General features: G+C 52.2%; 13 protein-coding genes and 5 tRNA genes. 7 read left to right on the top strand and 11 right to left on the bottom strand.

Annotation, left to right across the window (positions count from 1 at the left end):
- Positions 1–11 precede the first annotated feature (11 nt).
- From hisC to HT085_RS01075, 5 genes are all read left to right on the top strand, one after another.
- Entirely contained in the window at positions 12–1,091 is a 1,080-nt protein-coding gene (hisC, locus tag HT085_RS01095; RefSeq protein WP_003689699.1) for a histidinol-phosphate transaminase, read from the top strand.
- Positions 1,092–1,107: 16 nt separating this feature from the next.
- Complete coding sequence (gene hisB / locus HT085_RS01090) at positions 1,108–2,019, top strand: imidazoleglycerol-phosphate dehydratase HisB (RefSeq protein WP_003689701.1); 912 nt, start codon at positions 1,108–1,110, stop codon at positions 2,017–2,019.
- Between the two features lie 75 nt (positions 2,020–2,094).
- Positions 2,095–2,964 (top strand): NAD(P)-dependent oxidoreductase, encoded by an 870-nt coding sequence (locus HT085_RS01085; RefSeq protein WP_003692220.1) that lies wholly within the window; start codon positions 2,095–2,097, stop codon positions 2,962–2,964.
- 234 nt (positions 2,965–3,198) lie between these two features.
- A complete protein-coding gene (locus HT085_RS01080; protein WP_003689706.1) occupies positions 3,199–3,630 on the top strand; it encodes a MarR family winged helix-turn-helix transcriptional regulator in 432 nt (143 codons plus the stop codon).
- A 10-nt stretch (positions 3,631–3,640) separates the two neighbouring features.
- Positions 3,641–4,495, top strand: a complete 855-nt coding sequence (locus tag HT085_RS01075) for an ABC transporter six-transmembrane domain-containing protein (RefSeq protein WP_003690652.1) — start codon at positions 3,641–3,643, stop codon at positions 4,493–4,495.
- A gap of 50 nt (positions 4,496–4,545) precedes the next feature.
- Here the strand turns inward: HT085_RS01075 and sohB are convergent, their stop codons facing one another.
- From sohB to HT085_RS01030, 9 genes are all read right to left on the bottom strand, one after another.
- Entirely contained in the window at positions 4,546–5,598 is a 1,053-nt protein-coding gene (gene sohB / locus HT085_RS01070; protein WP_003689709.1) for a protease SohB, read from the bottom strand.
- A 103-nt stretch (positions 5,599–5,701) separates the two neighbouring features.
- Positions 5,702–5,791 (bottom strand) — tRNA-Leu (locus tag HT085_RS01065).
- A gap of 100 nt (positions 5,792–5,891) precedes the next feature.
- Positions 5,892–5,965, bottom strand: a tRNA-Cys gene (locus HT085_RS01060).
- 25 nt (positions 5,966–5,990) lie between these two features.
- A tRNA-Gly gene (locus HT085_RS01055) sits at positions 5,991–6,066 on the bottom strand.
- 25 nt (positions 6,067–6,091) lie between these two features.
- Positions 6,092–6,167 (bottom strand) — tRNA-Gly (locus HT085_RS01050).
- Between the two features lie 25 nt (positions 6,168–6,192).
- Positions 6,193–6,268: transfer RNA gene (locus HT085_RS01045), tRNA-Gly, on the bottom strand.
- 80 nt (positions 6,269–6,348) lie between these two features.
- Entirely contained in the window at positions 6,349–6,912 is a 564-nt protein-coding gene (pgsA, locus tag HT085_RS01040; RefSeq protein WP_003689710.1) for a CDP-diacylglycerol--glycerol-3-phosphate 3-phosphatidyltransferase, read from the bottom strand.
- Positions 6,913–7,017: 105 nt separating this feature from the next.
- Positions 7,018–7,488, bottom strand: coding sequence for a hypothetical protein (locus HT085_RS01035; RefSeq protein ID WP_003704792.1), 471 nt, complete (start codon positions 7,486–7,488; stop codon positions 7,018–7,020).
- Between the two features lie 130 nt (positions 7,489–7,618).
- A complete protein-coding gene (locus tag HT085_RS01030; RefSeq protein ID WP_002212800.1) occupies positions 7,619–7,954 on the bottom strand; it encodes a carboxymuconolactone decarboxylase family protein in 336 nt (111 codons plus the stop codon).
- A gap of 128 nt (positions 7,955–8,082) precedes the next feature.
- On the opposite strand from HT085_RS01030, the gene mtrA reads away from it, so the two are divergent.
- On the top strand, positions 8,083–8,988 hold the full coding sequence (mtrA, locus tag HT085_RS01025; RefSeq protein WP_003689713.1) for an efflux transporter MtrCDE transcriptional activator MtrA: 906 nt from the start codon (positions 8,083–8,085) through the stop codon (positions 8,986–8,988).
- A 61-nt stretch (positions 8,989–9,049) separates the two neighbouring features.
- Here mtrA and HT085_RS01020 read toward each other — a convergent pair whose 3' ends face one another.
- Positions 9,050–9,538, bottom strand: a complete 489-nt coding sequence (locus HT085_RS01020; RefSeq protein ID WP_025455765.1) for a membrane lipoprotein lipid attachment site-containing protein — start codon at positions 9,536–9,538, stop codon at positions 9,050–9,052.
- Between the two features lie 147 nt (positions 9,539–9,685).
- On the opposite strand from HT085_RS01020, the gene HT085_RS01015 reads away from it, so the two are divergent.
- Positions 9,686–10,588 carry a DMT family transporter gene (locus HT085_RS01015; RefSeq protein ID WP_003689718.1) on the top strand — a complete coding sequence of 301 codons (903 nt, stop codon included), beginning with the start codon at positions 9,686–9,688 and terminating at the stop codon, positions 10,586–10,588.
- A 40-nt stretch (positions 10,589–10,628) separates the two neighbouring features.
- On the opposite strand, the gene HT085_RS01010 is transcribed toward HT085_RS01015, so the two are convergent.
- Positions 10,629–11,759: a polyamine ABC transporter substrate-binding protein gene (locus HT085_RS01010; protein ID WP_003689720.1), complete on the bottom strand. Its 1,131-nt coding sequence runs from the start codon at positions 11,757–11,759 to the stop codon at positions 10,629–10,631.
- Positions 11,760–11,862 lie beyond the last annotated feature (103 nt).

Below are 11,862 nucleotides of genomic sequence, written 5' to 3'. Positions count from 1 at the left end.
AAGGAAACACGATGAAATCCGTCCGCTCCTTCATCCGCAACGACATCCTCGCCATGTCCGCATACAAAATCACCGATGTTCCGCCCGGTTTTGCCAAACTCGATGCGATGGAAAGCCCCGCCCATCCTTTTGAGGGGCACGAAGCCCTGATGCGGGAATGGCGGGCGCAACTGGCATCCGCCCCCATCCACCTCTATCCCAACCCCTCCGGCTGCGGTTTGCAGGAAGCATTGCGTTCGGCGTTCGACATCCCTGACTGCGCCGCCGTCGCCTTAGGCAACGGTTCGGACGAACTGATACAGTTCATCACCATGCTGACCGCCAAACCCGGCGCGGCAATGTTGGCAGCCGAACCCGGTTTCATCATGTACCGCCACAACGCCGCGCTGTACGGCATGGATTATGTCGGCGTTCCACTGAACGGAGATTTCACCCTCAACCTGCCCGCCGTCCTCGAAGCCGTCAGGAAGCACCGCCCTGCCCTGACCTTTATCGCCTACCCGAACAACCCGACCGGCGTATGTTTCACGCGTGCCGAAATCGAAGCCGCCATCGAAGCTTCAGACGGCATCGTCGTCGTCGACGAAGCCTACGGCGCATTCAACGGCGACAGCTTCCTGCCGCAGGCGGGCAGGATTCCCAACCTGATAGTCTTACGCACCCTCAGCAAAATCGGTTTTGCCGGACTGCGTATCGGTTATGCGACAGGCTGTCCCGAAGTCATCGGCGAACTGCAAAAAATCCTGCCGCCCTACAATATGAACCAACTGAGCCTGACCACCGCCAAACTCGCCCTGCAACACTACGGCATCATTTCTGCCAACATCGACAGCCTGAAAAACGAACGCGAACGGATGTTCGCCGAATTGGGCAAAATATGCCGTCTGAACGCCTTTCCAAGTCAGGCAAACTTCATTACCATACGCGTACCCGATGCCGATTTGTTGTTTGACACACTCAAACAAAACCGCATCCTCGTCAAAAAACTGCACGGCGCACATCCGCTTTTGGAACACTGCCTGCGCATTACCATAGGCAGCTCCGCACAAAACGATGCCGTCCTCGACGTTATCCGCCGGCTCTACCGATAAACCAAACGGAATCCCTATGACCAAGACACAACTCCACCTGAACAACTTCCTGACTCTCGCCCAAGAAGCAGGTTCGCTGCCCAAGCTTGCCAAACTCTGCGGCTACCGTACCCCCGTCGCACTTTACAAACTCAAACAACGCCTTGAAAAGCAGGCAGAAGACCCCGATGCGCGCGGCATCCGTCCCAGCCTGATGGCAAAACTCGAAAAACACACCGGCAAACCCAAAGGCTGGCTCGACAGAAAACACCGCGAACGCACTGTCCCCGAAACCGCCGCAGAAAGCACCGGAACTGCCGAAACCCGAATTGCCGAAACCGCATCTGCTGCCGGCTGCCGCAGCGTTACCGTCAACCGCAATACCTGCGAAACCCAAATCACCGTCTCCATCAACCTCGACGGCAGCGGCAAAAGCAGGCTGGATACCGGCGTTCCCTTCCTCGAACACATGATCGACCAAATCGCCCGCCACGGCATGATTGACATCGACATCAGCTGCAAAGGCGACCTGCACATCGACGACCACCACACCGCCGAAGACATCGGCATCACACTCGGACAAGCAATCCGGCAGGCACTCGGCGACAAAAAAGGCATCCGCCGTTACGGACATTCCTACGTCCCGCTCGACGAAGCCCTCAGCCGCGTCGTCATCGACCTTTCCGGCCGCCCCGGACTCGTGTACAACATCGAATTTACCCGCGCACTAATCGGACGTTTCGATGTCGATTTGTTTGAAGAATTTTTCCACGGCATCGTCAACCACAGCATGATGACCCTGCACATCGACAACCTCAGCGGCAAAAACGCCCACCATCAGGCGGAAACCGTATTCAAAGCCTTCGGGCGCGCCCTGCGTATGGCAGTCGAACACGACCCGAGAATGGCTGGGCAAACCCCCTCGACCAAAGGCACGCTGACCGCATAACATCCCCAAACAGACCGTCTGAAGCGCAGGAAGCCTTCAGACGGCATTACAGCGCCCCAACAAAGGAGAAACACTATGTCCGCAGAAACATACACACAAATCGGCTGGGTAGGCTTAGGGCAAATGGGTCTGCCTATGGTAACGCGGCTCTTGGACGGCGGCATCGAAGTCGGCGTATACAACCGCTCGCCCGACAAAACTGCCCCCATCTCCGCCAAAGGAGCAAAAGTTTACGGCAGCACCGCCGAACTCGTCCGCGCCTGTCCCGTCATTTTCCTGATGGTTTCCGACTATGCCGCCGTGTGCGACATCCTGAACGGAGTCCGCGACGGATTGGCCGGCAAAATCATCGTCAACATGAGCACCATCTCCCCGACCGAAAACCTCGCCGTCAAAGCACTTGTCGAAGCCGCAGGCGGACAGTTTGCCGAAGCACCCGTTTCCGGATCGGTCGGACCCGCCACCAACGGCACACTGCTGATTCTGTTCGGCGGCAGCGAAGCCGTTTTAAACCCGCTGCAAAAAATATTTTCCCTTGTCGGCAAAAAAACCTTCCATTTCGGCGATGTCGGCAAAGGCTCGGGCGCGAAACTCGTCTTGAACTCGCTCTTAGGCATTTTCGGCGAAGCGTACAGCGAAGCGATGCTGATGGCGCGGCAGTTCGGCATCGATACCGACACCATCGTCGAAGCCATCGGCGGCTCGGCAATGGACTCGCCTATGTTTCAAACAAAAAAATCACTATGGGCAAACCGTGAGTTCCCCCCTGCCTTTGCACTCAAACACGCTTCCAAAGACCTTAACCTCGCCGTCAAAGAGCTTGAACAGGCAGGCAACACCCTGCCCGCCGTCGAAACCGTTGCTGCCAGCTACCGCAAAGCAGTTGAAGCCGGCTACGGCGAACAGGACGTTTCCGGCGTTTACCTGAAATTGGCAGAACACTGACTTCCCTTTCCAAACAATATGCCGTCTGAAGCCAGAAAGCGTTTCAGACGGCATTTTTATCGCCCCACGCTTGAAATCAGTCCCGATTATGACTATATAGTGGATTAACAAAAATCAGGACAAGGCGACGAAGCCGCAGACAGTACAAATAGTACGACAAGGCGAGGCAACGCCGTACCGGTTTTTGTTAATCCACTATAATCCGCACAAATTTAGTCAATATCAAGACCAATTATGAACCGACTCGACCAACTTGGAATCCGTATCAACCTGATTTGCAATGTCTTTGACAAATGGATCGGGCAGCAGGATTTGAATTACAACCTCTTTACCGTACTTTATACCCTGGCAACCGAAGGCAGCCGCACGCAAAAGCACATCGGAGAAGAGTGGAGTCTGCCCAAACAGACCGTTTCAGGCGTATGCAAAACCCTTGCCGGACAAGGGTTGATTGAATGGCAGGAAGGCGAACAGGACAGGCGCGAACGGTTGCTGTCGCTGACCGAAAAAGGCAAAGTCCATGCCGCACCTTTAACAGAAAACGCGCAGGAATTCAGCGACAAAGTATTTTCCACATTCGGCGACAAGCGCACAACCCGGCTGTTTGCCGATTTGGATGCACTGGCGGAAGTGATGGAAAAAACAATCTCGGAAAATAAAAAATAGAGGGACAAATATGTGGAAAATGTTGAAACACATAGCCAAAACCCACCGCAAGCGATTGATTGGCACATTTTCCCCGGTCGGACTGGAAAACCTTTTGATGCTGGGGTATCCGGTGTTTGGCGGCTGGGCGATTAATGCCGTGATTGCGGGGAGGGTGTGGCAGGCGTTGCTGTACGCTTTGGTTGTATTTTTGATGTGGCTGGTCGGTGCGGCACGGCGGATTGCCGATACGCGCACGTTTACGCGGATTTATACCGAAATCGCCGTGCCGGTTGTGTTGGAACAACGGCAGCGGCAAGTCCCGCATTCAGCGGTAACTGCACGGGTTGCCCTGTCGCGTGAATTTGTCAGCTTTTTTGAAGAACACCTGCCGATTGCCGCGACATCCGTCGTATCCATATTCGGCGCGTGCATCATGCTGCTGGTGCTGGAATTTTGGGTCGGCGTGTCGGCGGTGGGCATACTTGCGTTGTTTTTATGGCTTTTGCCACGTTTTGCCGCCATCAGCGAAAACCTGTATTTCCGCCTGAACAACAGCTTGGAACGCGACAACCACTTCGACGAGCGGCAGCTGTACCGCCATTACGGACTGGTTTCGCGCCTGCGTGTGCTGATTTCCAACCGCGAAGCCTTCGGCTATCTCTGCGTCGGCGCGGCGATGGGTATTTTGTTCGGCTTTGCTTTTGTGATGATGACGCTCAAAGGCTACGGCAGCGCGGGGCATATTTATTCGGTCGGCACTTATCTGTGGATGTTTGCCATGAGTTTGGACGATGTGCCGCGATTGGTCGAACAATATTCCAATTTGAAAGACATCGGACAACGGATAGAGTGGTCGGAACGGAACATCAAAGCCGGAACTTGAAAAATGCCGTCTGAACACACTTCAGACGGCATTTCCATCCGTTCGGCAAACTACATCACATCCGCTCGCCGGTTGACAAGTTTGGCAAACAACTTTTCAACGGAAGCTTCCGCCTGCAAACCAATGCGCTGGATCAGGCTTCGCTTCTCCTGATATTTCACTTCGATAACCTGTTTGTTTTCAAACGCTTTCAACAACAAATCATCACTGGTCGAAATCTCGTCAATCAAGTTCAACGCCAACGCCTGCCGGCCGAACCAATGCTCGCCCGTCGCTATTTTTTCAATATCCAACCCGGGGCGGTTTTCACTGACAAACTGCTTGAACAACTGATGCGTTTCCTCCAGTTCCTGCCGGAATTTCTGTTTGCCCTTTTCCGTATTTTCACCCATAAAAGTAACCGTGCGCTTAAATTCGCCCGCCGTCATCACATCCACATCAATATCATGTTTTTTCAACAGGCGGTGGATATTCGGCACTTCCGCCACCACACCCACCGAACCGATAATCGCAAACGGAGCGGAAACAATTTTATCCGCCACACACGCCATCATATAGCCGCCGCTTGCCGCGACCTTATCGACGGCGACGGTCAGCGGAATATTGCGTTCGCGCAAACGCCTAAGCTGCGAAGCCGCCAAACCGTAACCGTGAACCACGCCGCCCGGACTTTCCAATCTGAGCAGAACCTCATCTTCAGGCTTGGCAATCAAAAGCACCGCCGTAATCTCATGACGCAAGGATTCTACGGCGTGTGCATACAAATCGCCGTCAAAATCCAACACAAAAAGGCGGGATTTTTGCGTTTCGGCAGATTTCTCCCCGCCCTCCTTCAAACGCTTTTTCTCTGCTTTGGCTTCCGCCTTTTCCTTTTTCTTTTCTTTTTTTTCCTGATGTTTTGTCTCTTCCTCGCTTAAAAAGAATGTTTCAAACGATTGCCGCTGTTTTTTATAATTTTCCGAAAAATCTGTCAGTACGACACTGCCGCTTTCCGACTGTTTCTTACTCTGTACGATAGCCAACACAATCAGCGCAATTGCGCCGAACACGGTAAGCAGTTCGAGCAGGAAAATACCGTAATTCAGTAAAATTTCTTTCCACATTGATTGGATTTCCTCTTGTTCAGGCATGAACATATCAATATTGTCCATCCCCATCCGACAGATAAAAAAATAACCGCTTGGAGCGGCATTGTCATTTTCAGCTTGGTGCCCGGAGCCGGAATCGAACCGGCATGGGATGTTTAGTCCCGACGGATTTTAAGTCCGTTGTGTCTACCTATTTCACCACCCGGGCATTTGTGAAAGGTGGAGGCGGGGGCGCGGATTTTAACCGGCCTATATGAAGGTTGCACCCCTCATAGCATAAACACTCTGCCACCCCGCCGTAAGATATATGGAGGCGAGAGTCGGAATCGAACCGGCGTAGACGGATTTGCAATCCGCTGCATAACCACTTTGCTATCTCGCCCTAAAACTGGCTTGTCTACAAAACTTGGAGCGGGAAACGAGTCTCGAACTCGCGACCTCAACCTTGGCAAGGTTGCGCTCTACCAACTGAGCTATTCCCGCAATGATTACGGAAGAATGAAATTTTTGGAGCGGGAAACGAGCCTCGAACTCGCGACCTCAACCTTGGCAAGGTTGCGCTCTACCAACTGAGCTATTCCCGCAATGATTACGGAAGAATGAAATTTTTGGAGCGGGAAACGAGTCTCGAACTCGCGACCTCAACCTTGGCAAGGTTGCGCTCTACCAACTGAGCTATTCCCGCCCGATTTCACTCTCCGACATCGAAGAAGACGCAATTATTATGGATTATGTTTTTACCGTCAAGCTATTTTTATGTTTTTTTCAGGCAATTTCTTTCCACGCCATTTTCAGATAATACAGCATCGACCAGACTGTCAGCAAAGATGCGATAAACATCAATATGTTGCCGATAACAACAAGATTAAATCCGTAAAAATCGGGAAAATTCAGCAGCAAAAAGAAAATCGCCAGCATTTGCGCGGCGGTTTTGAACTTGCCGACGGCGGCGACGGCAACGCTGCTCCTTTTTCCCATTTGCGCCATCCATTCGCGCAATGCGGAAATGGTAATTTCCCTGCCGATGATAATCATCGCGAACAAAACATAGGTCCGGTCGAGTTTGACCAGCAGCAGCAGCGATACGGCAACCATCAGCTTGTCGGCGACGGGGTCGAGGAATGCGCCGAAATCGGAAGTCTGTTTCCACAACCTTGCCAAAAATCCGTCAAACCAGTCGGTCAAGGCGGCAACGGCAAAAATGACGGCGGCGGCAACATTGACTGCTTCTTCTGAAAACCATGAGAACGGCAGGTAGAAAAGGACAATCAGTACGGGAATGAGCAAGACCCTCAACCATGTGAGGAAGATGGGGATGTTCCAAGGCATCGGTTTTCTCTGTGCGGACTGTAAAATTATGATTATAACGGTTATCCTCATAACCCAAAACGTAAAATTGCCGCATAGTCATTCCCCCGCCCCGCCAATCTGTTTTCACATTTTTTTCAAACGCAGGAAAATGGCGGGCAATAAAAGCAAAATACCCGGTTTCAGGCTGAAAACGGCAGGTTGTGCCAACACTTCGACAAGGCGGTCTTCCGTGCGGGAAAAATCTTTATTGCTATAGACACTGCCACTGTTGCGGTATTCCAACAGAACGCCGTTTAAAAAACCTTTGCCGACGGTTTCGCTTAAAACAATCTTAACCTGCCGCGCCCTGATGGCTCTGCCGATATTGCCGCCTGTGCACAAACTGTCGAACCCGTAGCAGGAAAGCCGGTACTGCCGCCCGTCCGCCTCCAATTTGATTGCCCGTCCGCTGCGGTTGGGGGCGGTAACGGTCAAATCCGCATATTCAAATATTTTTTCTTGTTCGTGAAATGCCGTCAGGTAAGGTGCAATAAAAACGGCGGACAACAACAGGCAGCTTATGGCGGCAAACAATGCCAAGCGGTGATATTTCATACTTGTTCCATGTTTCTCAAATGCCGTCTGAAAAAAACGGCTGCATATGTTGTCTGCAAAATATCGGGAAGCATAACAGGCAAAATGCCGTCTGAAATATTTTCAGACGGCATTTCTTATCCGAAACGGATTATTTTTGCGTTTCAACCGCTTCCAATGCACGCAGGGCGTAAGTGTAAGCAGCACCCGCATTCAGGGCAATGGCGGTTGCCAATGCACCTGCGATCTCGCTGTCGGTCGCACCGGCTTTGGCGGCGGCGGCGGCGTGAACGCTGATGCAGCTCTCGCAACGGGTGGTGATGGCAACGGCGATGGCAATCAGTTCGCGCGTTTTGGCATCGAGTGCTTCGGCGGCGGCGGCCTGTTCCAATGCGCCGTAGGCTTGCAGCATTTTAGGATGCGCCTTACCCAGCTCGCCGAATGATTTTTTAACCAATGCGGTATGTTCTTTCCAATCTTTAAACATTTTCTTTTCCTTTCTCTTGCGTTTAACCCTGATACGCGCTTGCGTATCTGTTTTTGATGTGCGTATTATTGCAATTATTCAGTTGTGTTTCTCGTTTAATCATCTCATTTTATGGTTCAAAAAGATTTATGGACATTCTGGACAAACTGGTCGATCTCGCCCAATTGACGGGCAGTGCGGATGTGCAGTGCCTTTTGGGCGGACAATGGTCGGTACGGCATGAAACCTTGCAATGCGAAGGGCTGGTACACATTGTTACGGCGGGCAGCGGTTATCTCTGCATCGACGGCGAAACTTCCCCGCGTCCGGTCGGCACGGGCGATATTGTATTTTTCCCGCGCGGCTTGGGTCATGTGTTGAGCCACGACGGAAAATACGGAGAAAGTTTACAACCGGACATACGGCAAAACGGCACATTTATGGTCAAACAGTGCGGCAACGGGCTGGATATGAGCCTGTTTTGCGCCCGTTTCCGCTACGACACCCACGCCGATTTGATGAACGGGCTGCCGGAAACCGTTTTTCTGAACATTGCCCATCCAAGTTTGCAGTATGTGGTTTCAATGCTGCAACTGGAAAGCGAAAAACCTTTGACGGGGACGGTTTCCGTGGTCAACGCATTACCGTCCGTCCTGCTGGTGCTTATCCTGCGCGCCTATCTCGAACAGGATAAGGATGTCGAACTCTCGGGCGTATTGAAAGGTTGGCAGGACAAACGTTTGGGACATTTGATCCAAAAGGTGATAGACAAACCGGAAGACGAATGGAATATTGACAAAATGGTTGCCGCCGCCAATATGTCGCGCGCGCAACTGATGCGCCGCTTCAAAAGCCAAGTCGGACTCAGCCCGCACGCCTTTGTGAACCATATCCGCCTGCAAAAAGGCGCATTGCTGCTGAAGAAAACCCCGGATTCGGTTTTGGAGGTCGCGCTGTCGGTGGGCTTTCAGTCGGAAACGCATTTCGGCAAGGCGTTCAAACGGCAATATCACGTTTCGCCGGGGCAATACCGGAAAGAAGGCGGGCAAAAATAAATCGGGGCTTCAAACGCAAATGCCGTCTGAAAAAGCTTTCAGACGGCATTTGCGTACCGCGTCATTTCAAGGGCTGCATCTTCATCACTTCCATCAAAAAGTTGGTAAATGCGGGATTATCGGGTTTGGCATCCATATTTTTCCAACGCTGCTGCCAGCCGCGCAAGGCATTCTCGATATACAGCTTGGACTGTTCCGTATTGATTTCGCCGCGCTGGCTGTCTACCGCCGAACGCAGGTAGATTTCATACATACTGTCATCGACGGCATTGCGTCCGACCAGGCGTTTTCTGAAGTTGTTCAGATATTGCGCCGCCTGAACCTTGGTCATTTTACCGATACCCACCTGATAGCCCAAGCGCGTCGCTTCATCGCTGATTTTGGCAACATCCGCCCAATGCGAAGGGGCGAGGCGAAAACCTTTTGCAGGTGCTTCCGTTTTGACGGTATTGATAGGATTCACGGGGATTTCCGTCAATGTGGGCACATAAATAGACTGGCAGCCGGAAAGGACTGCCGCAATGGAAAGAGGGATAAGGTATTTTTTCATACCCGCCATTATAATCAAGTTTGCCTTGAGAAAACAAATTGTTCGGCAAGAAAAATAAAATTTCGGCATCAGAAGCAGGCAAAAACACATTCCACAAGCCTTGCCGCAAGGTTTACAATCCGACCGTCCTTATCGCAACGACCGTTTATGGATACCGCAAAAAAAGACATTTTAGGATCGGGCTGGATGCTGGTGGCGGCGGCCTGCTTCACCGTTATGAACGTATTGATTAAAGAGGCATCGGCAAAATTTGCCCTCGGCAGCGGCGAATTGGTCTTTTGGCGCATGCTGTTTTCAACCGTTACGCTCGGTGCTGCCGCCGTATTGCGGCGCGACACCTTCCGCACGCCCCATTGGAAAAACCACTTAAACCGCAGTATGGTCGGGACGGGGGCGATGCTGCTGCTGTTTTACGCGGTAACGCATCTGCCTTTGACAACCGGCGTTACCCTGAGTTACACCTCGTCGATTTTTTTGGCGGTATTTTCCTTCCTGATTTTGAAAGAACGGATTTCCGTTTACACGCAGGCGGTGCTGCTCCTTGGTTTTGCCGGCGTGGTATTGCTGCTTAATCCCTCGTTCCGCAGCGGTCAGGAACCGGCGGCACTCGCCGGGCTGGCGGGCGGCGCGATGTCCGGCTGGGCGTATTTGAAAGTGCGCGAACTGTCTTTGGCGGGCGAACCCGGCTGGCGCGTCGTCTTTTACCTTTCCGCAACCGGCGTGGCGATGTCGTCGGTTTGGGCGACGCTGACCGGCTGGCACACCCTGTCCTTTCCATCGGCGGTTTATCTGTCGGGCATCGGCGTGTCCGCGCTGATTGCCCAACTGTCGATGACGCGCGCCTACAAAGTCGGCGACAAATTCACGGTTGCCTCGCTTTCCTATATGACCGTCGTCTTTTCCGCCCTGTCTGCCGCATTTTTTCTGGGCGAAGAGCTTTTCTGGCAGGAAATACTCGGTATGTGCATCATTATCCTCAGCGGCATTTTGAGCAGCATCCGCCCCATTGCCTTCAAACAGCGGCTGCAAGCCCTCTTCCGCCAAAGATAAAAAATGCCGTCCGAACATCCTTCAGACGGCATATCGGGCTTTATTTCCCCGCCTTCACATCCTGCCACTGGCGCACCATAAACTTCAATGCCGCCGGCCGGATAGGCACCATGATAAAGCTGTTTTTCAAATCTTCCCCGCTCGGGAAAATCGTATTGTCGTTTTTAAATTCGTCCTCCATCAAATCGCGCGCCGGCTTGCTCGAAGGCGCGTAGGTAACGAAATTGCCGTTTTTCGCCGACACTTCCGGATCGAGGAAGTCGTTGATGTATTTGTGCGCGTTGGCGACGTTTTTCGCATCTTTCGGAATCACGAAAGAATCCACCCAAATCCCCACGCCCTCTTTCGGCATCATCACGCGGATTTTTTCCTTGCCGCCCGCTTCTTCGGCACGGCGTTTGGCGATGTTCAAATCTCCGCCGAAACCGATTGTTACGCAGGTATCGCCGCGCGCCAAATCATCGATAAAGCCGGACGAAGTAAAGCGTTTGATATTGGGGCGGTTTTTCTTGAGCAGGGCGGTTGCCTCCCTGATGTCTTCCGTATTGCTGCTGTTCGGGTTTTTGCCCAAATAGTTCAACACCATGGGATAAATTTCCGCCGCGCTGTCCAAATAGCTGATGCCGCATTGTTTGAGTTTGAACGTGTATTCGGGGTTGAACACCAAATCCCACTGGTTGTCCGGCAGCTTGTCCGTACCCAAAGCCTTTTTCACGCGTTCGGTATTGATGGCGAAGGTATTTGTCCCCCAATAAAACGGCACGGCGTATTCGTGGTCGGGATCGACCCCGTCCATCAGCCTCATCATTTCAGGGTTGAGATGTTTATAATTGGGAATCATCGACTTATCGATTTTCTGATACGCACCTGCCTTAATCTGCCTGCCCACAAACGCATTGGACGGCGCGACAATGTCGTAACCGGATTTTCCGGTCAGCACCTTGCTTTCCAGCGTTTCATCACTGTCGTACACATCATAAGTAACCTTGATGCCGTTTTTCTTTTCAAAATCGGCAACGGTTTCCGGATCGACGTATTCCGACCAGTTATAAATTTTCAATACGTTTTGGTTTTCCGCCGGTGCCGGTTTTTCGGCAGGCGGTTTGTCCGAACCGCCGCACGCTGCAAGCAGCAAAGCAGTCAGGACGGCGAGTGGCAGATGTTTGACCATTATCATTCCTTGCATATCGGGTTGGAGAAAGCGGCCATTATAGCCGATATTGGTAACAGGGCTTCAGACGGCATTCAAAATCCCGCAATGCCGTCTGAAAGCC

The sequence above is a fragment of the Neisseria gonorrhoeae genome (assembly GCF_013030075.1).
In the GTDB taxonomy this organism is placed as follows: Bacteria; Pseudomonadota; Gammaproteobacteria; order Burkholderiales; family Neisseriaceae; genus Neisseria; species Neisseria gonorrhoeae.
Note: the sequence above shows the minus strand (reverse complement) of the source record. Positions and strands in the feature narration are given on the sequence as shown.